This window comes from Streptomyces sp. NBC_00083 (assembly GCF_026343295.1).
Taxonomy (GTDB): domain Bacteria; phylum Actinomycetota; class Actinomycetes; order Streptomycetales; family Streptomycetaceae; genus Streptomyces.
The window spans coordinates 29,631-52,694 of sequence record NZ_JAPELY010000006.1; the positions used below are offsets into that span (position 1 = coordinate 29,631).

At 70.7% G+C, this 23,064-nt stretch carries 23 protein-coding genes; 13 read left to right on the forward strand and 10 right to left on the reverse strand.

Annotation, left to right across the window (positions count from 1 at the left end; all coding sequences use genetic code 11):
• Nucleotides 1–61: 61 nt before the first annotated feature.
• The 7 genes from OOJ98_RS34690 to OOJ98_RS34720 all read right to left on the reverse strand — a co-directional run bounded on the left by OOJ98_RS34690 (nt 62) and on the right by OOJ98_RS34720 (nt 4,907).
• On the reverse strand, nt 62–265 hold the full coding sequence (locus OOJ98_RS34690) for a hypothetical protein (RefSeq protein WP_119612063.1): 204 nt from the start codon (nt 263–265) through the stop codon (nt 62–64).
• Nucleotides 262–810, reverse strand: coding sequence for a hypothetical protein (locus OOJ98_RS34695; protein ID WP_267059147.1), 549 nt, complete (start codon nt 808–810; stop codon nt 262–264). The genes OOJ98_RS34690 and OOJ98_RS34695 overlap by 4 nt, the downstream gene beginning before the upstream one ends.
• Before the next feature lie 137 nt (nt 811–947).
• On the reverse strand, nt 948–2,465 hold the full coding sequence (locus OOJ98_RS34700; protein WP_267059148.1) for a DUF2637 domain-containing protein: 1,518 nt from the start codon (nt 2,463–2,465) through the stop codon (nt 948–950).
• Between the two features lie 453 nt (nt 2,466–2,918).
• Nucleotides 2,919–3,278: a hypothetical protein gene (locus OOJ98_RS34705; protein ID WP_266862593.1), complete on the reverse strand. Its 360-nt coding sequence runs from the start codon at nt 3,276–3,278 to the stop codon at nt 2,919–2,921.
• A gap of 110 nt (nt 3,279–3,388) precedes the next feature.
• Nucleotides 3,389–3,688 carry a WhiB family transcriptional regulator gene (locus tag OOJ98_RS34710; protein ID WP_266862594.1) on the reverse strand — a complete coding sequence of 100 codons (300 nt, stop codon included), beginning with the start codon at nt 3,686–3,688 and terminating at the stop codon, nt 3,389–3,391.
• A 271-nt stretch (nt 3,689–3,959) separates the two neighbouring features.
• Nucleotides 3,960–4,124 (reverse strand): hypothetical protein, encoded by a 165-nt coding sequence (locus OOJ98_RS34715; protein WP_267059150.1) that lies wholly within the window; start codon nt 4,122–4,124, stop codon nt 3,960–3,962.
• Nucleotides 4,125–4,295: 171 nt separating this feature from the next.
• Nucleotides 4,296–4,907 carry a hypothetical protein gene (locus tag OOJ98_RS34720; protein WP_267059152.1) on the reverse strand — a complete coding sequence of 204 codons (612 nt, stop codon included), beginning with the start codon at nt 4,905–4,907 and terminating at the stop codon, nt 4,296–4,298.
• A 522-nt stretch (nt 4,908–5,429) separates the two neighbouring features.
• Between OOJ98_RS34720 and OOJ98_RS34725 the strand changes: the two genes are divergently transcribed.
• From OOJ98_RS34725 to OOJ98_RS34765, 9 genes are all read left to right on the forward strand, one after another.
• Nucleotides 5,430–6,242, forward strand: coding sequence for a GntR family transcriptional regulator (locus tag OOJ98_RS34725; RefSeq protein ID WP_267059153.1), 813 nt, complete (start codon nt 5,430–5,432; stop codon nt 6,240–6,242).
• 54 nt (nt 6,243–6,296) lie between these two features.
• A complete protein-coding gene (locus tag OOJ98_RS34730) occupies nt 6,297–6,854 on the forward strand; it encodes a UTRA domain-containing protein (protein WP_267059154.1) in 558 nt (185 codons plus the stop codon).
• 79 nt (nt 6,855–6,933) lie between these two features.
• Nucleotides 6,934–7,269, forward strand: a complete 336-nt coding sequence (locus OOJ98_RS34735) for a hypothetical protein (protein WP_267059156.1) — start codon at nt 6,934–6,936, stop codon at nt 7,267–7,269.
• Nucleotides 7,270–7,595: 326 nt separating this feature from the next.
• Nucleotides 7,596–8,825 carry an XRE family transcriptional regulator gene (locus tag OOJ98_RS34740; protein WP_119612054.1) on the forward strand — a complete coding sequence of 410 codons (1,230 nt, stop codon included), beginning with the start codon at nt 7,596–7,598 and terminating at the stop codon, nt 8,823–8,825.
• A 1,277-nt stretch (nt 8,826–10,102) separates the two neighbouring features.
• Nucleotides 10,103–12,283 (forward strand): hypothetical protein, encoded by a 2,181-nt coding sequence (locus tag OOJ98_RS34745; protein ID WP_267059158.1) that lies wholly within the window; start codon nt 10,103–10,105, stop codon nt 12,281–12,283.
• Entirely contained in the window at nt 12,280–13,113 is an 834-nt protein-coding gene (locus tag OOJ98_RS34750; protein WP_267059160.1) for a DciA family protein, read from the forward strand. The genes OOJ98_RS34745 and OOJ98_RS34750 overlap by 4 nt, the downstream gene beginning before the upstream one ends.
• Nucleotides 13,114–13,168: 55 nt before the next feature.
• Nucleotides 13,169–13,564 carry a hypothetical protein gene (locus OOJ98_RS34755; RefSeq protein WP_266862606.1) on the forward strand — a complete coding sequence of 132 codons (396 nt, stop codon included), beginning with the start codon at nt 13,169–13,171 and terminating at the stop codon, nt 13,562–13,564.
• A 150-nt stretch (nt 13,565–13,714) separates the two neighbouring features.
• The gene (locus OOJ98_RS34760; RefSeq protein ID WP_267059162.1) at nt 13,715–15,940 is read left to right on the forward strand and encodes a helix-turn-helix domain-containing protein; all 2,226 of its coding nucleotides are present in this window, start codon (nt 13,715–13,717) and stop codon (nt 15,938–15,940) included.
• A gap of 15 nt (nt 15,941–15,955) precedes the next feature.
• On the forward strand, nt 15,956–16,513 hold the full coding sequence (locus OOJ98_RS34765) for an XRE family transcriptional regulator (protein ID WP_267059164.1): 558 nt from the start codon (nt 15,956–15,958) through the stop codon (nt 16,511–16,513).
• A gap of 73 nt (nt 16,514–16,586) precedes the next feature.
• Here the strand turns inward: OOJ98_RS34765 and OOJ98_RS34770 are convergent, their stop codons facing one another.
• A complete protein-coding gene (locus tag OOJ98_RS34770; RefSeq protein WP_267059166.1) occupies nt 16,587–17,240 on the reverse strand; it encodes a GNAT family N-acetyltransferase in 654 nt (217 codons plus the stop codon).
• 285 nt (nt 17,241–17,525) lie between these two features.
• On the opposite strand from OOJ98_RS34770, the gene OOJ98_RS34775 reads away from it, so the two are divergent.
• The 4 genes from OOJ98_RS34775 to OOJ98_RS34790 all read left to right on the forward strand — a co-directional run bounded on the left by OOJ98_RS34775 (nt 17,526) and on the right by OOJ98_RS34790 (nt 19,804).
• A complete protein-coding gene (locus OOJ98_RS34775) occupies nt 17,526–18,116 on the forward strand; it encodes a terminal protein (protein ID WP_267059167.1) in 591 nt (196 codons plus the stop codon).
• A gap of 103 nt (nt 18,117–18,219) precedes the next feature.
• The gene (locus tag OOJ98_RS34780; RefSeq protein ID WP_323177969.1) at nt 18,220–19,026 is read left to right on the forward strand and encodes a hypothetical protein; all 807 of its coding nucleotides are present in this window, start codon (nt 18,220–18,222) and stop codon (nt 19,024–19,026) included.
• A 269-nt stretch (nt 19,027–19,295) separates the two neighbouring features.
• Nucleotides 19,296–19,532 (forward strand): hypothetical protein, encoded by a 237-nt coding sequence (locus OOJ98_RS34785; protein WP_266862617.1) that lies wholly within the window; start codon nt 19,296–19,298, stop codon nt 19,530–19,532.
• On the forward strand, nt 19,532–19,804 hold the full coding sequence (locus tag OOJ98_RS34790; RefSeq protein WP_266862619.1) for a hypothetical protein: 273 nt from the start codon (nt 19,532–19,534) through the stop codon (nt 19,802–19,804). Before OOJ98_RS34785 ends, OOJ98_RS34790 begins: the two co-directional genes overlap by 1 nt.
• Before the next feature lie 1,080 nt (nt 19,805–20,884).
• On the opposite strand, the gene OOJ98_RS34795 is transcribed toward OOJ98_RS34790, so the two are convergent.
• Together OOJ98_RS34795 and OOJ98_RS34800 are read right to left on the reverse strand one after the other, a co-directional pair.
• Nucleotides 20,885–21,244 (reverse strand): helix-turn-helix domain-containing protein, encoded by a 360-nt coding sequence (locus OOJ98_RS34795; RefSeq protein ID WP_267059171.1) that lies wholly within the window; start codon nt 21,242–21,244, stop codon nt 20,885–20,887.
• Nucleotides 21,245–21,359: 115 nt separating this feature from the next.
• A complete protein-coding gene (locus OOJ98_RS34800) occupies nt 21,360–21,980 on the reverse strand; it encodes a hypothetical protein (RefSeq protein WP_267059173.1) in 621 nt (206 codons plus the stop codon).
• Nucleotides 21,981–23,064 lie beyond the last annotated feature (1,084 nt).

Genomic DNA, 23,064 nt, shown 5'->3' on the forward strand with positions numbered 1-23,064 from the left:
ACGCGCGCGCCTTGGGGTGCTCCAGGCGGTGGGGAGGAGGCGGTGAAGAAGAAGAACTTCGTCACCCTCCGTTGTTCTTGTAGAAGTCGTGCAGCGTGGCGGTGAGCTTGCGCCACACGTCCGGCTTGCCGTCGCGTTCGGCCTGGCGGGCCAGGGTCCGGCACGCGTCGTACCAGACCCCGGCCCGCTCCTTCTCGGTCTCCGCCTCCGCGATCCGCCCGTTCCAGTGCTTCGCACGGTTTTGCGTCTGCCGAGGCGTCGTCACCCCTGCTCTCCCTTCGCGAAGTAGTCGTTGATCGAGCTGGTCGGCCGCTCACCACCGGCCGCCATCGGCCACTGGTTCCAGGGGTTGTCCGGGGCCACGAACTCCGCCGGCCTCGCCTGCGGGACCGCGCCCGGGGCCTGCTCCTGGGGGGTGTTGAGCGCGGTCACCGTCTTGTTCAGCGAGCTCGCGACGGCCGCGCCGACGGCGGCCTGGCGGCCGTTCTTGCGCTCCAGCTTCTTGGCCTCCGCGACCGCCCGGCGCTGCGGGAGCTCCAGGACCTCGTTGACGTAAGTCGCGTACAGGGCCTCCGCCTTGCTCGCGGCCTCGCCGGACGCCTTCTGCATGGCCCTGAGCTGCCGCGACACCTTCCAGGCGCGCAGCTTCTTGGCCATCCAGCGGTCGCCCTCGATCGGCGTCTGCTCCAGGCGCCGGCGCACGATGTCGGCGATCTGCCCGTACTGCTGGGCATCGCGAACGTGCTGGTCGCGGACGGTGGCGGTGAAGGCCCGAAGGCCCTCATCCGTGAACAGTGCGTTGATATCCATGAGGTGGGGATCTCCTTCTCGGGGCGGGGGCGATCTGGGAGGCTTTGTCGTGGCGTTTCGGCGCCTTCACCGCGCTCCCGAGGCGCTGACTTCGTCTCGGGGGCCGGTGGAACCGTCGAACTCGCGGTTCGTGCAGGTCACTGCTCCGGGCGGTATCCGCCGGCGAGCAGCTCGGCTGCCTCCTGGCGGTACTCGGAGGCGGTGCCGGGGGAGGTGACCGCCAGCTCGTGCTGGATGTCGGCCAGCGGCAGCCGGTCGGCGTCGCCACCGGCCGCGAGGATCATCCGGGCGACCCTGCGGACCGCCCGCTCGCGCGGCTTGAGCTTCGCGACGTCCTCGGCTTCGACCGCGCGCCGCTCGATTTCGGCAGCGGCCCGACGCGTTTCGGCAGCAGCCCGCTCGACTTCGGCGGCCTCCTTCTGGGAGCGCGCGATGTCGGCGAGAGCGTCCGCCTGGCGGCGGTCCTCCTCAGCCTTCTTGCGGTTGGCTTCGGCAGTGGCGCGCCGCGTTTCGGCAGCAACCCGCTCCGTTTCGGCAGCGACCCGATCGGCTTCGGCAGCGGCCTTGCGGGCTTCGGCGATGGTCCGGGTCTCGACCGCCTGGGCCTCAGCCGCGGCGACCCGGTCGGCCTCCGCCGCGAGCTTCCGCTTCTCGGCTGCCTGGCGCTCCAGCTCGGCTGCGCGCAGGTCCGCTTCCGCCTCAGCCTCGCGCTCCTGGGCCTCCTTGCGCGCCGCCTCCGCCTCGCGGGTGCGGGCTTCGGCGATCACCGCGTTGTCGAGGGCCTGTTCCTCCAGCTCAGCGGCCCGCTCTGCGGCGCTGACCTGGGCACGAGCGTGAGCGCGGGCCTGGCCGGTCTGGCCGTCGATCTCGGCACGGACCGTCTCCACCTCGCCCTTGGCGCGCAGGCGCTCGGACTCGGCCTTGGACTGGGCGACCTCGCTGCGGGTCTCCGCGTCCAGGCGCCGCCGCTCGGCTTCCTCCTCACGCTCCTGAGCTGCCCGTTCCTGCTCATCGGGCATGGCCAGGGCCTGGGCGACGGTGTAGCCGTACGGGGCCATCTTCATCGGCAGCAGCTCATCCTCGCTGGCCTTGGAGATGTCACCGCCCTCGTACTTGCGCTTGAGCCACTGCTCGTAGGCGATGAGCTCCTGGTCGCGGCGGATCATCTCCGGGTAGGAGGTGACGCCCCACAGCCGCATCCGGCGGAAGATCCGGGCCGTCGCGACGGGGGCGAGCACCCACCGCAGCCACGGGATCGAGTCGCGTTCGGCCTGGTCGGGCCGGACGATGCGGTCGATCGCGGTACGCCCGAGCTCCACCACCGTGATGAAGAGGATCGGGACGACGCCGTGGGCGCCGGCGGCGACGTAGTCCAGCAGCTTCCAGGCCCCTTCCGGGGCGCCGGAGGCGGCGTTGAGGACGACTGTCGCGCTGGTCAGCAGCCACACCGGGTAGCGAATCCAGCTGATGGGGCGCTTGAGCCAGGCCATCAGGAGGTCGACGGCGATCATGACCATGATGCCGACGTCGACGCCGACCGCGAACAGCTGGCCCTTGCCGAGCGACTCGAAGCGGAGCTGCTCGAACGCGAAGACCGCGACGTGCTCGAAGGAGAGGTACAGGCCGATGCCCGCGAGCACGAGCGCGGCGATCACGATCGCACCGGCCGCCCACTTCTGAGTTCCGGTCAGCGGGCCCGGGGAGTGCTTCGTTCCGGTTCCGCTTTCCGTCTCCGAAACGAACTCAGCCGCGTCCGAAACGGTGCTGGGTGTCTGCGAAACCGGCGTGGACGTTCCCGAAACGGCGGCCGGTGAAGCCGAGTCGGAGTCGGGTTCAGCCGCGGTGCGCGGCCAGTCGGTGATGGTCATGAGTGCCTCCGGAGGGGGTCGTTCAGGGCGTACGCGAAACGGCGGGGGCTGCTCCCGAAACGCGGTGAGGCGTTCCCGAAGCGGCTCTTGGTGCGGATGGTTGCTTGCGAACCGGACACCGGCTCTACCCGCTCCGGGCGCGCGAAAAGGCCGGCTGCCCGGGGGGCGGGCGGCCGTACTCGCGAAGTGCTGCGGGGCGGTCTCGAAACTGGGAACGGCTCCCGCCGGGCGGGCGCGAAGTCAGCTCGTGTGGAGCTGCGCGCCGTGGCGCCGGAGGTCGTCGGTGGTGATGCCGTAGATCCGGCACTTGTCGATCAGCGGCTTGAGCGCGGTGCCGCCGGCGAGCGCCTCGGGCGATCCCACGCCGAACAGCTTCTCGGTGTTCAGCAGGTCGTTGATCGCGGTCGCGGTGCGGGCGGCGTGCCGCTCGACACGGCCCTCGCCCACCCACTCCTCCGCGATGACGTGGAGGGTGGTGCGCCAGCTGCCGTTGTAGTCGTCGGGGTCGATCGGCGGGATGTCGCTGCCGAAGATCGCGAACGCGGCGGCCTTGGCGGCGGCTTCCGTGCCGGGCTGGAGCGGGGTGATCGTCGTGGCCATGGGGGCTCCCTCGACTGTCGGTCCGGGCTGTCCGGCTCCCCGTCACCGCCCGTCCCGGCCGCCGTGGTGCAGCGGTCGGTGCGAGCGGATCAGGCAACCGTCAGAACGGATCAGGCAGAACGACGGCGGGCGGCCCGGCGCTTCATGCGGCGGCGCTCGGGCTCGGACAGCCCGCCCCACACACCGGCGGTCTCGCCGCGCTCCAGGGCGCCCTGGAGGCAGCTCTCCATCAGCGGGCAGCGGCGGCAGACAGCCTTGGCTTCCTCGACCTGGAGCAGGGCCGGGCCCGTGTCGCCGATCGGGAAGAACAGCTCGGGGTCTTCGTTCTCGCACGCCGGGCGGGGCCGGGCAGGTGCGACGGCGGTGGAGACGGCGCCGTAGTACGGGGTGCGTACGATGGAGCGGTTCATCAGGGCCTCCCAGAAGGTCCAGTGCAGGAGATAGCCCCGGGGCGGCCACCCTGGGGCTGTTCTGTGTCGGCGGCCGTACGGCCGGAGCGGGGGAGCTCCCGGCGCTCTCCGCCGGCCCCGGCCGGGAAGGCACGGGGACGACGGGCAGGGCCGGGGTCAGCGCTGCTGGTTGGACTGCCGGATGTTCATCGGCGGTTGGCTTCCGACCGCTGGTTCTGCTCTCGGTTCTTCTGCGAGAGCGCCTCGCGTTCGGCGTCGGTGAGGCTGGTGATCACGCCGCCACCTCCCAACCGGCCTGCGCCAGGGTCAGGTTGAGCAGGAGCGCCAGGGCGACGTCGACGCGGGCGGCGTCCTCGGGCTCGTAGCCCTTGGAGTCGTCCTCGCGCTCGATGTCGTCGATGACTCCGGCCCGCGGCTGCGCCGTGGTGCGTGTCATGCTGTGCTGCATCAGGTCCTCCAGTCAGGTCCTGGACAGCTCCCGGGCCGCAATCCCAAGGGCTGTCGCGATCACTCCCCAATTGGGGAGCTGACTGCTTGTACGAGCAGCCAAGGCCCCGGCCGCCCCTCTGCGGGGTGGCCGGGGCCTTGGTCGTTCGTCCAGAGCGGATCAGCTCGCGCGGCGCTGGGGGTGCAGCGCCTTGAGCGGGACCGGCGGTGCGCCCAGCGGCGCTTCACCGTCCGGCAGCTGCGCGCGCCGGGTGTCGGCGTCGCGAACCGCGGACTCGGTCGACGCCCACTTCATCTCGCGCAGCAGCCACAGGGGCCGGCCGTCGCCGGAGTCGTCGTCCGCCGTCGCCGTCTGCTTCTGCGCGGCGATCTGGCTGACGGCCGGGGCGAGCGCGACCTTCGGCTTGCGCAGCACCGTGGTCTTGCGGCGGTGAACGGTCTCCGAGTTGCCGTCCTCGAGGCGCTCCTGCCACTTCTTGACCGTCATGTCGATGGTGACCAGGCGGTTGCTGCCCAGGCGGCAGCGGACGGACGCGTCCTTGTTCGCGAGGCCGGTGTCGTGCGGTACGACCTTGGGCTTCCGGGTCTGGAGGCCGGTGATCGGCACCCACGTCTTGCAGTCGGGGCAGATCAGCGACGCGCAGGCCGGGCGCAGGTCGTACTGGTGGGGCTTGAGGGTGGAGATGACGAGCGCCGGGCGGGCGTTGACGGTGCGGGAGCGGGTCCGGCTCCGGCGGGTGCGGGCGGGGCGCTCAATGGTGGAAGCAGACATCTGAACTCCTCATGGACGGAGTGGCAGGGAGCGCGTCGCGAATGTGCTCTCTGCCCTCCAGGCCGCACGGCACGAGGCCGGCGTCCCGCAGGACAGACAGCGCACAGCGCTGCGACGTGCACGCAGTTGTCGCGGCCGTCAGGCTCCGGAGGAGTTCGATGGTGCTCTCACGCCCTCGGATCCCAGCGAGCTGAGGAGGGCTACTCCGGCCGACCCCGAAGGGCGGACGACTACTGCGGTCTTGCTGCTGGTGATGCGCCCAGATGTGCAGGAACAACACCGGCTACACCCTGCAAGCGGCTACTCACCGCTCGCTGGTGCATCTCGATAGAACCTCACTATTGGGCCCCGGTCAACCTGTCTAGCTAAGTAGTTTCCATCACCGCACCTGACCTGCGGTTTTATGGAGCCACTTAAACCGTGTCGCGTCTCGGCTTTCGAGAAACAACTAGACATGCAATGCTGTGCGGACCGGGCAGCGAGATCCACTGGCTGCCACGACGTGTACGGAGAGGGGGAGCAGTGGCCACCAAGCAGAAGGAGCCGGGGAAGGTCGAACGGATCGCATCCGAGATCCGGGACAAGATCGAGCGAGGCGCACTCGCACCTGGGTCGCGCCTGCCTGGCGTGCCTCAGCTCCAGAAGGAACACGGCGTCGCCTACCAGACCGCGCGCGACATCTACGGACTGCTCGAAGATGAAGGTCTGGTCTTCTCTCGCCGGGGCAAGGGCACCTACGTGTCCCTGGTGATCGGCAAGATCGTCTCGGATCGCACCCAGCGCTACCTGCCGACGCTGCGAGAGGCCGGCGGAGCCGTTGGAGCCTTCGAGGCTGAGATGCGGTCGATGGGCTTCGAGAACAAGGACCCGGTCGTCACGATCGCCAAGGACGTGCCGCCGAAGAAGGTCGCTGAGCTCTACGGGATGCACCACCGCGCGAAGACCCTCAAGCGTGAGCGGATCATGCGGGTGGGGCTCCCAGGCAACGATGAGGCCCTGGAAGTCGTCCAAGTGGCCACGAGCTGGTTCCCGCCGGACGTCGTTGACGCCTGCCCCGTGCTCGCGGAGAACAACACGGGCACCGGAGGCAGCAAGTCGCGGATGGCTGAGGCCGGCTTCAGACAGGTGCGGCTGCGCGAGGAGATCGAAGTTCGCTCGCCCACTCCGGAAGAGGCCGATGCCCTCGGCATTCCTGTTGAGCGAGCCGTACTGGAGATCACCCACAAGGGACTGACTGCCGAAGGCCGGATCGTAGAGATCTGCCTGCACGTCCTGCCGCGCTCCAAGTGGCGGTTGGCCTACGAGTGGGTCATCGACACCCCGGGAACCGGCTGACCAGCACGGAACACACAAACGTCCATCAAGACACGAGCAAGGAGCATTCAGCACATGGCTAGCAACCGAATCGACGACAGCGGCGTGGTCCTGCGGGACGCGCGCACCCGGTACACCACCGACCAGCGAGAGGAGAACGGCGCGCACGGTGCGTTCGACGCCGAACTGCGCCGGTCGGGCCGCGCTCCGCGGACCGAGGTCTCCGTCAGCCGCGCCACGGCGCCGGCGGATGTCGCTCAGCTCCTGGGCGTCGACGGCGAGGTCGTCGTGCGGGCTCGGGAGATGTTCGATGGTGAGCGCGTCATTCAGCTCGTCACGACGTACATCCCGGTCGACGTCGCAGAGGCCGCAGGCATCGAGCAGGCGGACACCGGCGTCGGCGGCATCATCAGCCGCATGAAGGAGGCCGGGTTCGACCAGGGCTCCAGCGCGGTCGAGGATGTCGAACTCCGTCCCGCCACCTCGGAGGAGGCGGCTCGGCTCGGTCTGCCCGAGGGAGCGGACGTGCTGACCATCAACCACATCGGTGCCGCTGACGGCCGCGTGGTCGAGGTGACCCAGCACGTCCTGGGCAAGGGCTGGAAGCTGCGCTACGCCGCCCCGCTCGCCTGACGAAGCATCCCGGGCGTCCCGGCACAGCCGGGGCGCCCGCCTCGCTGACACCCCTGAGTCCCTGGAGACCGATCCCCACATGAGCACCGAGAAGCGGCTCAGCGCCCCCGAGCTGGTGGACGAGATCCGCAGTTCCCTCGCCGTGACGACCGGGTGGATCCCCATGCTCTCGGGCCTGGGCGGTCCGACCGGCGTCTCCGATGAGGCGTCCCTCTCCGAAGTAGCACAGACCCTGCGCGAGTTCGCCGACGCGCCGACCATGCCCTCCGCCGTGGCGCAGCAGCTGCGCAGGGCCTCCGAGTCGGCAACCGCGGCGGTCGCGGCAGACGACGTCACGGCATACGGCCACTTGGGAGCGGCGTACGCGTACCTGGTCCAAGCCCGCCGTGTAGCCAGCGACGACGCGACCAGCTGATCCCCAATTCCGAAAGCACCGTGAAGGAGGAGCCGTGAAGAACCCGTTGCGCTCATCTTTCGCGGCTGTCGTACGGGCCTCAGCATGTGCCGTGCGCCTCCCCCTGGGACGTGGATCGACTCGTGTGAACGGCACACACCGTGCGCCCCTTGAGACGCTGCGCAAAGTGACGACTGGTGGTGACATCCGGAATGTCACCGCCACTTGTCACCTCCGCGCGATCAAGGGGCCGTGCGATGCTCGGCCGCAGAAGGGCCGGCCTCCGCTCGGGCATCACCCTGTCGGGCAGGCCGCGCCGCTGGACCGTACGGGGAAGGGGAACGGCGATGGATGAGCGTCCCGACTGGGCACGTCGGATGGTTGAGGAGCGCGCGGCGCGCGACTGGTCTCAGGTCGACGCGGTCCGCGCACTGATGGTCCGGCTCCCCGACGACCAGGTCGTGAGCGAGCAGGACTTGCTCCGGCAGTGGAAGCGCTGGGAGGCCGGGGACGCGCAGCCGGTGAAGTACAGGTCCGCCATCGCCCAGACCTTCAACACGACGACCGGCGCGTTCTTCCCCGAGCGCAGCCGCCGTGACGGTCGGGCGGAAATCTTGCAGGTCAGCGGTATGGACACCGTCGACATCATCGCCCGGCTGCGCGCCTCGGATGTGGATGTCGCGACGCTGGACGCGCTGCGGATCACAGCGGACCGGCTGTGCTGCGAGTACGCGTACCTGCCCGCCGACCAGTTGCTCCTGGAGGGCAAGGCGTGGCTCGCCCGCGTCGTCGGCCTCCAGCACCAGCGGGTCAGCCTGGCGCAGCACCGCGAGATCATCGCGCTCGCCGGGAAGCTGTCGCTCCTGGTGGGCTGCGTCGAGTACGACTCCGGCCGCCCCCGCGATGCGGAGGCCACACGCCAGGCCGCGCTGATGCTCGGTCAGGAGGCCGGGGAGCTGAGCGTGCAGGGCTGGGCGCACGAGATGAGGGCGTGGTTCGCGCTGACCCGGGGCGACTACCGCGGCGTCATCGCGGCCGCGGAGGCCGGCATCGCCGTGGCGCCGACCGAGAGCGTTGCCGCGCAGCTGTACGCGCAGAAAGCCAAGGCGTGGGCGCGGCTGGGCGACCGGTCGCAGACCGAAGTCGCGCTCGACAAGGGACGCCAGATCCTCGAACTCCAGCCGTACCCCGAGAACATCGAGAACCATTTCGTGGTCGACCCCGCGAAATACGACTTCTACCGCATGGACGCGCTTAGGAAGTCGGGCGAGAACCGGCTCGCGGAGCAACTGGCCAATGAGGTCATCCGGGCGGGCACGGATTTTGACGGGACGGAACGGTCACCCATGCGGATCGCGGAGGCCCGCGTCACGCTCGGCGTGGTCGCCGCGCGCGAGGGGGACCTGGACACCGCGCTCGCCTACGGGGAGCGGGCCTTGACCGGGGAGCGGAAGTCGTTGCCGTCGCTCGCGATGGTGGCCGCCGACCTCGGGCAGGCCCTCCAGACGCACTACGGACACGCCTCCGAGGCGCAGGAGTTCGTCACCCATCTTCGCGAACTGCGGGGTGGCCAATGAGCTTCCCGTTCGGCGGGCAACTTTCCGATTACGTACCGCGTCGCGGTCTCGGCATTCCGGGCCTCTCGGACTCTGCACGAATTCGCCCCGCAAATATGTCGGGTCGTGCAGTTAGGCTGTGCCCAGCAGTGATCCAAAACGACGAGCACCCCGCGACCGGGCCTGGTCTACGGGGTGGCTCGAACGGGGCAACGCTCCGTTGGCGACGCACCTGGAATGGAGGTGATCGCGGGATGAAGGCTACCCGCACGCGCGGAACTACACGCGCCGCTACGCCGTTGATCTTCTGCGATCACGCCATCCGGACTGCGTCCGCGCATGCTGACGCCAGCCTCCGTGTTCAGGGGGTTGGGATGACCTAGCCGGCCATCAGCCGCGCGCGCCAACAGAAGGTGGACTCGCAATCCCCTTCGGCCTCGCGCGGCCCGTCTACCGCCTGGATTCGCAACCCAGGTCGGTCGCTCAGATCTCGGTTCGCAGCCGACTCTGAGCCGCGGCTTATCAAGCCGCTGCATTCCCACCGGCCCCTCATCAGGGCCGCCATTGCAAGACCCGCGGGCCCCCAGCAAGGGGCTTCGCGGCTCCGTCGGTTTCGAGGCCCCAGCAAGGGCTTCGAAACACCAGTTCGAAAACCCGCAACGAAAGGAGATCCGCCGCTGGCCTTCGTACTCAGCCCGCTCCTCACGGAGGGGGCTCCCACACATCCACACGAACCACCGAGTCGCGCTCCCGGCAGGGGGCCCGTCTGCGTTGATCCATATGAAGGCTGGTATCGCCATAGTGCACGAGCACCGCAGGTCTTGTCAGGTCGACCACGACCAGGCCAGTACCCCCTCTGGGGTGATTGCCGCAGGTTGTGGTGTCCCCTCTGACGGGATTGTGACGTACATCACACCCCTCGACTGTCACACGGATGCCGCCGGGTCGGCGGTCCGCCCGGCCTCGGGAGTCCCGGAAACGAGGTCGGCCGCCGCGCTGATCCACCCCGCCCGGGACGTCATCCACAACTTCGTCGACGACGTCCTCGAGGGGGCCGTCCCGTGTGGCGGGACGGGTTCGAAGGTTGTTGCCCGCCGTGCGGGAGCGATGGGGGTGATCGGGGCTCACCGGACTCTGTCCACAGGGCTCCCGTTGCAGGCTCGGCGGGTGGATCACGAAACAGCAGTTCCGGCGGCTCCGGGCGGGGGTGTCCGCTTTGGCGCATACACCAGCCTGATGACGACACAGACGACCTCGGTCCTCGCGATGACCGCCGCTCCGGTCGTGGCGGTGGGCCGATGAGCACCGTGGCGGCACCGGCCGCCGTGCTCCCGCGCCCGCGTACGCACTTCGCCGGCGGGGCCTCGCGCCGTCGGCTGCGGTCGGTCCCGGCGCAGGCCGGTCCGGTCGCGCGGCTGAAGCTGGGCAACCCGCTCCAGCTGTCGAAGACAATGCGGGCCCGGCTGCTCGCGGCGGTGCGCGCGCTGGTGACGTCCCCGGCGCTGGCCGGTGCGTCGGACGGGACTCGGCTGGCGTCGGTCGTGCTGACCGCGAAGGCGGATGCGCGCAAGGACTTCGAGACGTCGATCTGGGCGGAGGAGCTCGGGCGGTGGCTGGGGGTCTCCCAGTCGACGGTCGCGCACACCGTGCTGCCCGAGCTGCGCGGCGCGGGGTTCCTCGGCTCGAACGTCGCGACGAACGCCATCGGGTGGGCGACGGGCCTGGAGTGCTGGGTGATCCCGATGTACCGGGCGCAGCAGGCCGGCGACCGGCGGCACGCCCTGGCGCTGTCGCGCTCGGAGCTGGCGGTGCTGCTGAGCCTGATCACCGTGCTGTTCGGTCCGGGGTGGGAGCCGAAGGACAAGCCGCCGATCCCGGCCGGGCTGCTCGCCGGGCGTACGGGCCGGGGGGCTGCGACGGACCGGCTCGGGCTGCTGCTGATGGTGCTGACGACGGGTTCGGCGGGCTGGCTGCAGCTGTGCCCGGGGTCAGTCGACACCGACCGGGGCCGTCCGGCGGCGACGGTCGCGCGGCTGCTGGGCTGCACGGCGGCGGCCGGGGCGAAGGTGCTGGGGCGCCTCCAGGAGCACGGCGTCGCGGACGTGGTGCGCAAGGAGACCGGCTCGGGCCTGAACGCGCAGTCGCGGGTGCGCCTGGTGCCGGTCGCCAAGGCCCACGGTGTGGCCGTACGGGAGGCCCGCCGGGTCGCGGATTCCGTGTTTTCAGACCTCGCCGGTACTGCATCCGGAGATCTTGAGTCCGGCGAGACGGGCGAGACCCTTGTGGCGACTGGGATCGAGGGGGCCGGGCAGGACGGGATCGGTGGATCGGCAGACCTCGCCGCTACTGCACAGCACCACGCTCTCCACGCTTCTGGGGTTACTCCTGGTGGGTCTCTCGCGCTCTCTGGTGGCTTTTCCGGCGAAGGCCGTGGTGGGAACCACGGTCTGCCGGACCGCGCGTGCGAGCGCGAGGACGGCGGCCCGCTCCGCGGGGAACAGCCGAAGAAGTCCCCGGTCGTCGAAGGCATCAAGGGCAGCGGCGGGCCGGTGGCCGATGCTCCGGTGCGGGCCGTGGACGGTGCGGGCCAGGGCAGGCAGCAGCGGGGGAGGGTGGCTCTGCCGTCGGAGGATCTGCGGGCCGTCCTGGCTCCGGTCGACCTGGTGTGGGCGCGCCTGGAGCGTCCGGCCGCCCGGAAGCTGGTGGAGGCCGCAGCCCGTGGCGAGCTGGCCCGGGTGGTCGGGTTCGCCGGCCGTACGGACGCTCCGCAGATCCTCGCCGACCGCCTCGCCCGGCGCCTGGAGGACCAGATGCGGCTGTACGGGCCGATCAAGGACCCGGTGGGCTGGCTGATCGGCCTGGCCCTGCCCCAGCGTCAGCGGTGCGGCGACGTCCGGTGCGACGACCGGGTGCTGCTCGACTCCGGGCAGGACTGCCCGCGCTGCGAGGAAAAGCAGGCCGACCGCCGCGACCAGCGCCGTGCGGTCGCGGCCGCCGTCGACGCCGCGATGCCGCACGCCTCCGAGACCGAGCGCCGTACGGCGACCGCGCAGCAGCTGCACCAGGACGTCACCGCCCAGGCGTGGATCCGCGAGCACCGGTGGGCACAGGTCCGCGAGCAGCAGGCCGCCGCAGCTCAGGCCCGTGCCGAAGCCGCGGCCGCGCAGCAGGCCGTCGACGTCCCGGCCGCGCCGATGGCGCCGGTCGTGCTGCCCGCGCCGCGTCCGCTTGCCGCACCGGACCCGGTCGACGGCGACGACCAGGAGCAGGAGCTCGTCCTCGAGGACCTGACCCGTGAGCAGGTCCGGGCCTGGCGGGTGCGGGGGTTGAAGGACCACAGCGTCGTCCTCGACCACATCGACCAGTACGGCGAACCGTCGGCCCGGCGTCTGTTCAGCAACCAGGTGGTCGACCAGGCGCAGCACCACTCCCGGCTCGGGCACCTGGACCTCGGCTACGCGACCTGGGGGCAGGCATGAGCGAGGGCGAGGTGTCCGGGGTCGACCTGGCCCGGGTCGCGCTGCGGGCCGCGATGGAGCAGGCCCGGAAGAACGGCGCCGGCCAGAAGGCGAAGAAGAAACCGCGGGCCCGCGCGGCGGTGCGGCGCGACGGGCGTGAGCCGTTGGGCCTGGGCGCGGCGATCGGTGCGCTGGTCACCGAGCGGGCGTGGGAGCTCCCGGCCGCCGGCGCGACGCTGCGGGAGCGGTGGGCGGCCATCGCCCCCGAGCTCGCCGGGCACGTCGCCGCCGTGGCGTACGACCCGGACTCCGGACAGCTCACGGTGTGCCCGGAGTCGTCGGCGTGGGCGACGAAGGCCCGCCTGGAGCAGACCCGCGTCATCGCGGCCGCCAACAAGGCGGCGGGCCGCACCGTCGTACGTGCCCTGCGGGTCCTGGCGCCCGGTGCCGTCCCCGCGCCCGGTCCGGCCGATGTCGCTGCGGCAGATCCGGTCCCGGCCGCGCCCACCGGTCCGGCGAAGTCCAGGGAGACGGCGTGTGAGGGCTACCGCCGCGCGCTCGCCGCGCACCAGGAGGTCGCCGTGCCGTCCCGGGTCGACCCGGGGATCGCGGAGGCGGTGGAGCGGCAGAACCGGGCGATGCGCGAGCTGTCCCGCAGGGCGTTCCCCGAAGCCGACGTCGTCGCGGACGATGCGACGGCCCCGATCGCGGCGGCTCGTGCCCAGCGACGTCACCAGGCCGACGTCTCCCACGCTGCGGCTCTGCGTCGGGCACGAGCGGAGCGCGCGGCGAGGGAGGCCGGGACCGCGGCCGTGCTGCCGCAGCCGGCTCGGCTCCAGGAGTCGGCGTGAACGGAATTGACTGGATCTCCTCCCTGCTCTGCTGGTCAAGGGTCACCATCGTCGAATGGACACTCAACCGGCCCGCTACTACGCCTACTTCACCGACGCCGACGCAGCTGAGGGCGAAGACGACGAACTGGAGGTGCTGGTCGAATCCTGGGACGCGGACGGCAGGGCCCTCATCCTGGACCAGGCGGAAGGCCGCCTCGTGGTCGCCAAGGACCGGCCGGGCTTCCTTCGGGTGGAGCGATACAACCAGCCACAGGTCCGCGGCGTACTGCCGGGCGGGAACTGGAGGCTACGGGCGAAGGAGGGGCCGTCGTCCCACAGCCGCGTCGGCTCCCCGGTCATCGCGTTCCTCGTCTACGACGGGTACGTCCGGCCCGTCACGAACCTTCCCTCCCCCAACGGGAGGTGGACGACCACGTCGGCGCGGTACGACCTCTTCCAGTCGGACTGACCAGCCTTCCAACCTGACCGCGGCGCCCTTGCTCAGCAGGGGCGCCGCGCGTCGTTTCCACCCTCCGAACGCGCACCGTACGGTATTCGTACGGCGAAGGTACGCGATCCTTACGGTTCATGGGGTAGAGTGTGGGTCAGGAGGTGTTCCATGTCCGAGATGTTCGATGCGGTCGACGCGCTGGTCGCGTCCCGTTCTGCTCTGCCGTCGGCGGAGGAGCGCAAGCGGCTGCGGGTCGCCCATGGCCTGACGCTGGACGATGTCGCCGGTGCTCTCCATGTGCGGCGGGCGACGGTGTCCGCCTGGGAGTCGACGAAGAAGCCGACCGAGCCGCGCGGCCCGGAGCGTGAGGCGTACGCGCGCCTGCTCAAGCAGCTCGCGGAGCTCTACCCGGCCCCGGTGCCCGCCACATTCACCGGCGCGCCCGACCCGGCGGAAGCCCGTCCTCTGTCCACAGGTTCGGCGTCCGAGGCTGCGGTCATGACTGCAACCGAGAACACCCAGACCCCCGCCCCGGCCCCCGTCGCCGCTGCTCCAGCCGCCGCGTCCCGCCCGGCGAGCACCACCAGGCCGTCGACGTCCCGCCGCCCCGGCGCGAAGAAGGCGGCCCCGGCCGGAACCCCGGCGGGCGACACCGACCCGCGGTTCGAGAACGGTCCGCTGGCGGTCGTCGACGTCGAGGACGGGAAGGTGCTGGCGTACTGCACCGGCGGCCTGGTCCTGGACGTGCCCGCCAAGTCCCTGCCGTCCCTGGTGGACTGGACGCTCAAGGAGGCGAAGCTCGGCCAGCCGAAGCTGTCCGGCCCGGGACGGCCCGCCGACCCGCTGCTCGTGCTCACCGAGGCCGCCCTGGAGCGCTACGGCCTCCCGGTCTCGTTCACGGCGGAGGAGAAGGACGCCGGTCGGATCCCGGAGAGCCACAAGGTCATCAAGCAGCTGGTGCGCGCCGACTGGAAGCTCACCAAGAGGGGCTTCGGGCCGTGGGCGCGGATCTACCGTCCGGCCAAGGGCTCGGACCGCCAGTGCGTGCAGCTGTGCATCCCGTCGTGGAACGCGCTGGACGCCCGGTTCTGGGGCGACGCCGCGCAGCTTCCGCCGGCGGAGCTCGCCCGCGTCCTGGGCGTCTACGCGTCGCGGGTGATGACGCCGCGCGGCTCCACCGCCGTCACCGGCCTGGAGCTGATGACCGCGCTGCACCCGCCGACCCACGCCGTGCGGGATGAGGAGACCGGTGTCCTGCGGCAGGCGGAGACCAAGACGCCCGGGTCGCTGGGCAGCGACCCGGTGGACTGCGCGCCGTGCGAGGCCCCGGACGGGCACCCGGTGGTCACTGCGCTGGATCTGCCGCGCTTCCACGTGCGGGGACCGGCGGAGAAGCTGTTCGAGGAGGCGTACGACTGGGCGCGGCCGATGACCGATGCCGAGTGCACCCTGCGCTACCTGGTCGGCCTGGACGTGAACATGGCCTTCGCCGCCGGCGCGAACGGGCTGAACGTCGGCCTCGGCGAGCCGACGCACGTCAAGGGCCTCGCGTTCGACCCGAAGCTGCCCGGCTCGTGGCTGGTCGATCTGTCCCACGTCGACCTGTCGCGGGTGAAGGTCGGCAAGGAGTGGGTGGAGCTGGACGGCTCGCTGCTGCCCTCCCCGTTCACGCCGAAGGGCGACCGGCCCACGGGCCCGGCCTGGTACGCGACGCCGACCGTCGCGTACGCCCAGGAGCTCGGCTACGACGTCGCGCCGATCGAGGCGTGGGTGCGGTACGACAACGGCCGCTACCTGGACGGCTGGTACGGGCGGCTGCGTGACGCCTACCTGGCGACGATGGCCGACCTCGGGGTCGACGCCGACCTGTCGCCGGAGGACTTCCTCGCGGCGATGGACGGCTACAAGGAGCGCGACCCGGAGCTGACGATCGTCGTCTCGGCGATCAAGGCGACGGTCAAGGGCGGCCTGGGCAAGCTGCGCGAGCGGCCCCGGGGCGAGGGCTGGCGGCCGGGCGAGCGGTGGCGGGCCCTGGAGCGCCCCACGTGGCGGCCGGACATCCGGGCGGCGGTCATCTCCCGCACCCGGATCAACCTCCACCGCAAGATCGTCAAGCACGCGGCGTTCACCGGGCAGTACCCGATCGCGATCCTGTCCGACTGCGTCGTCTACGCCGCGAACGGACCGAGCCCGCTGGACTTCCTGCCCTACCGGGAGGGCAGGCCGCTGCCCGGCGGGTTCAAGCTCGGCATCAACCCCGGCCTGGTCAAGCACGAGGGCACCCAGTCGGTCCTGTGGGGCGAGGAGGTCCGGGACAAGTTCAACGCGCCGGAGCTCAACCTCGCCCGGTCCATCAAGGACGGCACCGTCACCGACGCCGACAACGGCGAGTAGGGGAGTACGCAGGCGATGAGCATGTTCGGGGACGGCCTGGACAAGGCGGTGCAGAAGGCGTTCACCCGCCCGGCACCCAAGTCCGCGGGCCCGCAGATGCGGTACATGGTCAAGCAGCTCGGTGGCACGAAGGCGGTCGCCGAACTGCTCGGCATGTCCCAGCGGCAGGTGGAGCGGTACGTGGCGGGCAAGGCGAAGAGGCCGCGCGCCGACCTCGCCGCGCGCCTGGAGCGCGAGGTGACCAAGCGGTGGCAGCCGCAGATCAGGGCCAAGGCCCGCGAGAAGGCGGCGACGACCGGCGGCATCGTGATCGACGCCCGCGCCCGCATGGGCTACACCGCGCCGATCGGCTCCACGGACCAGGACCGCATCCGGCACCTGACCGTCGCCCTGCCGCCCGTCTACGCCGCCCGCCTTTTCGACGCACAGGCCGCCGGCGCCAGTGACGACCGCCTGCGGGAGATCGCGGCCGAAGCACTCAAGGAGGTGTACTTCCAGGACGGCGGCCGCCGCGCCGGAAGCCTGGACGAAGTCCGCATGCTCGATGTCGAACACCTGGAGTTCGACCTGTAGCAGCCGCGCCCCGAACAGGCTGCGAGCCCGGACCAACTGGTCCGGGCTCGCTCGCGTATCCGCCAGGGTCGACTCAGCGGGGCAGCGGCAGGACGTCCTGGATGACCAGCTGCCGCCCGTACGGCGTGGCCATGGGCTTCATCTGGACGCCGGTGCGCAGCGGCTTCACCGAAAAGCGGAAGCCCTTGGTCGGGCCGTGGCAGATGAACCCCGTGGGCGTGGGAATCCCGATGCCGTCCGGGGACACCGTGAAGCCCAGCCCGGCGTAGAAGTCCGTCAGCTCCGGCTCGTGCGTGACGAGCAGTACGGCACTGCCCAGCTTCCCGGCCGAATGTGAACTGACTGCACGTTCCGCGTCGGTGACCAGGGCACGCGCGATCCCCTTGCCGCGCCACTGGTCGACGACGGCGAGGGAGTCCAGGCAGCCGACCAGACCAGCGATGATGTGCGCGTTGGGCGAGCCGATGAGCATGGGATGGGTGAAGGCCCACGTGGCCGGCAGCGCAAGCATGCCGCCGACCAGCGCGCCGGACGACGTCTCCTCCACCACCCGCGCGTACGTCTGCAGCCCTGGGTCCAGGCTCTGATTGATCACCTCGGACAGCGCTCGCCAGGAGCCGTCGGGGTTGTCCGGATCAGCCAGCCGGATCACCGGCTCCAGCGCGGCCCGGTCGGTGCGGGCCGCGTCCCTGAGCACGACGCCGTCCGGCAGTTCCGGAGCCCTCACCGGAAGAATCTCTCCCGGCTGCGCCCCGGCTCGGTGGCCGGCCGCCCCGGAGTACATGCGCTCGCCCAGTACGACGCCCGAGATCTGATGCTCCGCCTCGCGGCGCGCCGGGTTCCCTGACCGCCGGGCACCCTTGCGTGCCCCGTTCCGTTTCCCCACGGTGTCCCTCCCCTTGTCACCGGCAACCTCCCCTGCTGGGCCCCCTGCATAACACCCGGCGCTGACAGCCGACTTGGCGACGGGAGCGCGGCCGTTGTCCACAGGCGGATCGTGGTCCCTGGAGGTATGAGCGATCACGAGCAGCAGCAGCCGGCCCCGCGCCGCGGCAAGGTCCTGGAGGCCCTCGCGCGGGCGGAGCGGAAGGTCTTCACCCGGCCCGCGCCGAAGTCAGCAAATGCACAGGTGAAATTCCTTCTCACGCGGGCGAAGGGGTCGACCAAGGCCCTGGCGGAGCGCCTGGGCGTCTCGCGCCGGACGGTGGAGCGCTACCGGTCCGGGAAGCTGACGAACCCGCAGAAGCGGCTCCAGGCCGCCCTGGTGGAGGAGACGGAATCCGAGTGGCAACCGCAGGTCAGGGCGCAAGCGCGCGCGCAGGCGTCCACCTCCAGGGGGATGATGGTGGAGGTGACGGCGTACTTCGGATTCACCTGCACGGGCAGCTCGGACGATGGCCGTGAGCGGCAGATCACCACGGACATCTCGCCCACGTACGTGAAGCAGATCCTGGAGCTTCAGGAGGCCGGTGCGACGGAGGAGGATCTGCATCCGATCGTCGCGGAGGCCATCACGGAGTCGTATTTCACGGAATGGGGCACACGGGCCGATGGCCTCCGCGCGGACTTCACGTCAGTGTCGTCAATTTCTTTCCGGTTCTGACCCGCCGGAATTCTGAGCCTGCTATAAACCAGATCTGCGGGCCGCCGTACAGCGCTCTGGCGGCGGCCCGCACCGAATCCGCACGATGAATGCGAGACCGAAGATGACCCGGTTCTGGCCGCCCGGCGAGAGCACCAGCCGACCGCTCGCCCCGCGCGTCGCCGCGCCCCGTGAGCCGGTCGACCCGGCCCGGATCGGCCGCCGTGTTGTACGGCGCCGGGCGAAGGGCATGGACGCCGACGCCATCGCGGCGGCCCTCGAGGACGCACGCTTCCACGCCCGGCAGGCGTCCCGGCACGAGGACCTGGCCGACGACGCCCGCGGCCCGGCGGAGCTCACGGAGTGGGAACGCATCGACCAGCTGCTCGCCGCCGCGCCCGCGGGCACCGTCTACGACCCGGACGTCGACGACGTCGTCCAGGCCGAGCTCACCGCCGAAGCCGCGGCCGCCGCCGCCCGGGAAGCTGACCTGCGCGAAGCAATGCGGATCGCGGCCCGCGCCGACGAGCTCCAGGCGCTGCGCGAGCTCGGCACCCTGGAGCAGACCGAGCCCCGTACCGGTGACGAAGCCGTCCGTGACGAGCTGACCCGGCGAGCCGGCGGGTACGTCCAGGCCGACGTCGACGCCTGGCTCGCCCACGCCCTGGCCGCACACCTCGGGCACTACCGCGACCCCGCCGCCCGCGAGGAAGCCGCCGGCCTTCTCACGCCACCGGTCCTCGCGCACGCCGCGCTGCTCGCCGAACTCGCCCGCCTGGTCCCCGGCGCCGACGTCAACGAGCTGGCGTTCGCGGCCCGGCTCGCCGCCACCGAGCCCGAAGCCGCCGGCGCGCTCGCCGCGTTCCTCACCCGCGTCGAAGGAACGCCACCGAGCCGACCGCCTGCGGGCCCAGACCCGGTGTCACGCTGACAGAAAGTGACTGTCACGCTCCCTCGCGATGTCAGATCTTACGTGTCACGCTGCCTCGAATCTGTCCCTGTTTGTCCGTTTCTCGGGGGTGTAGGGCTCTCCAGAGGACGTTTTCGGGGGTGGAGCGTGACACTCAAGATTGGACCTCACGCGCACTTGTGAGTAATACGGAGCGTAGTTACGGGCCGGGTTCCGGCGGAGTGCTCCCGGGCCCGCCTGCCCAGCGATACCTTGGTGAGAGAAGCCAGTTCTGCCCTCTGGAGTCCTCGATGAGCGAACAGCCGGCCCCCGCCGACACCACTGTCCGGCAGCAGCTGGAGCCCGCCGCCGCCGACGGACTGCGCGCGTACGCGGCCCGGACCCGCGAGAGCGCCGACCAGCTCGCCGCCGTCCTGGAGGACATCGCCGCCAACGGCCTGCCCGCGGTGGAGGACTGCACGCCGTGGGAGGACCTGCGCGAGGCTCACCTCGCCCGGCTCGCCGCCCAGCGCCCGGCCGTCGCCTGATGCCCGCACCGCACGGCCCGCGCCGCGCCCGGATCGCGTTCTCCGACTCCGCCGCCAAGCAGCTGGACGCCATCACCAGCGAAGCCGAGCTGCACGCCCTGGACCGCGCCCTGGTCGTCATCTCCGTCGACCCCGACGCCGGCGAACTCCTCCCCGGCGACAGCACCGGCCCGCGGCTGCGCCAGTACGTTGACGACGTCGAACGCGTCCGGCTCGTGTACTGGGTGACCGCGTTGAAGACCGTCGTCGTGGTCGCCTTCATCGAGGTCTGACCCGCGACGTCCGGGACCAGGCCGACCGGCTGCTGCTCGCCGGAGTCGACGAGGCCGGCGCCGACCACGAGGACGGTCAGCAGCGGATCGGCGTCTTCGTCGTTTGGTGAGGGATCGGGTCCGCCGGTTGGTGAGGGATCGCTCGCGTAAGAGGAATACCTAGGACTGACTGACCAGATGACGAGCGCGCTCTCCGCACCCGCCGTAGGCGAGATACCGGTGGTAGAGGCTGCGCAAGACCTCGCTGACGCGGATGTTCGGTTGGCGGTTCTGGTGGGTGCGCAGCATTCGCACGGTCGGGCGGAGCTCACCAGCGCGCCCGTAGCGCCACGGCTCACATGATCCTTCCCGGCGCTGTGCGGCCTCCTGCGCCGCTCTGAGCGGTTCCGGGCTCCCGTACAACGATCACGGGCCTCTCGGGCTCTCACAGCGGCGTACAGCGCTTCGCGGCGTCGGGTGTCTCCGCGGTTCGGCTCCTGCGCCGGTGATCTCGTCTCCCGGCCGCGAGCTCTGCTCTCAGGGGGGAGAGTTCAACCCGCACGTAGGTACTACAACTACTTACCTACATTGGGGTGCAAGAGACGGCCCGGCCCGGCCCCGCTTGGGCGGCCCCGCCGGCCTCCTGGCGCGGGGCCCCGATGTGGACCTCCAGCACCACCCAGACCCTTGCACCCTTCTGCTTGCTGCACGAGCTGCTGCTCCTGGTGGTGAAGGGTGCAAGGGCAGCACAGGGGTGCAAGACCGGGTGCTGCCCCGGCCGCCCGGCTCGCGGTGCAGCACTTGCCCGACCCAGACGGCACACGGGTGCTGCACGGGTAGCAAGGCCGGCCTCACCAGGTGCAGCAACAGCGCAGCAGTCCGGCCCGGCCGTCGGCGGTTGTTCTGCTGCTCCAGAACAAGCCGGTTCACCTGGTGCTACCACCTACTCGCTGCGGGCCGTCCGGCGCGGACCGCGCGGTGGCTCGCGTTTGTTCTGCTCCTCCAGAACAACCCGGTTTAGCTAGTGCTACCGGCTCGGTGGAGGGCATGAAGAAGGCGCCGCACTCCTGGTGCGGCGCCTGGGACCTTCGGTGGGACGGTTCAGCCGGTGGCGGCCAGGTTGGCCATCTGGGCGGCGAACCGGGCCCGTCGCTGCTCGGTGAAGCGGCCGGGTTCGGCGGCCTTGATCTCCGGGACCTTCATGACGGGGGAGGACACCTTGCCGCCGGTCAGCAGCGGGTGGAGCTGGTAGAGCCCGTCTTCCAGGCTCCAGGCGAGTCCGCACTCGCGTAGCTCCTTGAAGCCGCGGTTCACCGTCGGCTTGCTCGCGCCCAGCTCGCGCGCCATCTCGTTCTGGCTGATCGAGGCGGTGCCGTTCTCCGGGTCGCTGAGGTACAGCAGCTCGTCCAGGACGCGGCGGCCGGCGGTGGAGACGTCGACCAGGGCCAGGAGGCGCAGCACGGCACGGGGAATCGTGACAGGGGCCTCTGTGGGAGGGCTGGGGACGTAAGAGCTGCTCACGGAGCCTCACCACTTCCGATCAGGTCGACGTGTAACGAGGATATGCCGCGCGAGGTCATGCGCTGGCCTTGCGGACCGGCCGCCTCTGGCGCAGCGTCACAACCTTCTCCTTGCGGCGGGCGGACTCCACGGCCTTCTTCTCCACCTCGCGCGCCTGGCGCCACTCGGTGGGGTAGTCGGAGTGCGGGATGAGGCAGGACGGGCCCTCCGCGCTGTTCCAGAGCGCCTGCCACTTCTCCTGCTCGCCCGAGGTGCCGGCCACCGTCAGCCACGGGTTCAGCTGAAGCACGCCGCGCTTGGCGGTCCGCATCCAGCCGATGTGCGCGAAGAACTGGCTGGCCTCGTTCACCGAGGCCGCCGACAGGTTGCACCGGGCCTGGAGGTCGCGCTGGTTGGTCTTCACGAAGCCGCGGGCGGCAGCCCGGGTCTGGTCGTCGGCGCGGTTGGCGTTCTGCAGCGCCACGAGCTTGCACCAGACCTGGAACCAGCTCCCGGGCATCTTGAGACTGCCGAGCACGTCCATCAGCAGCCGGGCGTCCAGCACGTAGCCGCTGCACTCCGCGCTCGCGGCGAACTCCCGGCCCTTGATCTTCTCCACGCCCAGGATCAAGCCGCCCTTGCCGTCCGACCGCGCAACCACGCGCTCGCCGGGGCGGACGATCGGCAGCTGTTCCATCAGCACAGTCCTCCAGAGATGATCAACGTTTCAGCCTGCACGGTAGCACTAGGTAAACCGGCTTGTTCTAGAGGGGCAGAACAAACCGTGGCTCACAGTTACCTGATGACCCGTCAGGTTCGGGGCCCGTTTGTTCTGGATCTCCAGAACACCCAGGACGCGTTTGTTCTGGAAACCTAGAACAAACGGTTTCGCATCACCGCAGGTCAGAGCCGGTTTCGGCGTGGAACGCTCTTATGTGTCACTAGAGCTCAACCACCACGCGAACCCCGGCCGACACGCCCCGGCGCGTACGGGGCAAGCAGCTGGCAGCGGCGGGCGTGTCGCCGTCGACAGCCACCGGATCGAGGGGGCCGGCCTCCGTGGCTGAGGCGGCTTCGCGTGCGGCACCGCGCCCTCGTGCGGGCCGTGGACGGCAGCAGCGGCTCTGAGTCTCGGGTGGTGCCGACCGTGACGTTCAAAAGCGAGGAAGCGTGGCCGGTGCCGGTGGACGGTTCCGCCGCCCGGCCCGGGGGGCCGTTCGGCTCCGGTACCTCCGCAGGCCGGAATTCGAGCTTTCCGATATCCGAGGTACCGTTCTGTGGCTCGGGTCCACGACTTCGCAATTCGTTATTCCTCGCGTGAGTGGTGGGAAACGAATTCAGGCGCTGACCTTGAATCAAAAGCCGCGCCCCGTCCGGGTGGTTGGGGGGTGTCCCGTGTTTCCGCCAACGGTACATGCTGCATCAACCCGATGCACGCGGTACACTAGAACCCACACGAACGAGCGACCCCCATCTCGTAGCCAGCCCGGCCCGCGCCAGCGGGCCCCAAGGGACTGGAGGCGCAGCCGGAAGGACCGTCAGGCGGGGGAGCGCAGCGGACCCGCCGGGAGCGCCCAGCGCTCCCCAACTCCCGTACTGGAGGCCCCACTAGCCGCACCCACGGACCCGATCGGCCCGGCCGCGCACCGCGCGGCCAGCCGGGCGCGCAGCGGCCGGCCCCACTGCCTCCAGGAGCGCAGCGGAGGGAGGCGCCCACGCTCCGCGTGGGCGAAGGGAGCGCAGCGACTGCGCCCCTTGCACATCGCGCAGCGATGTGGTAC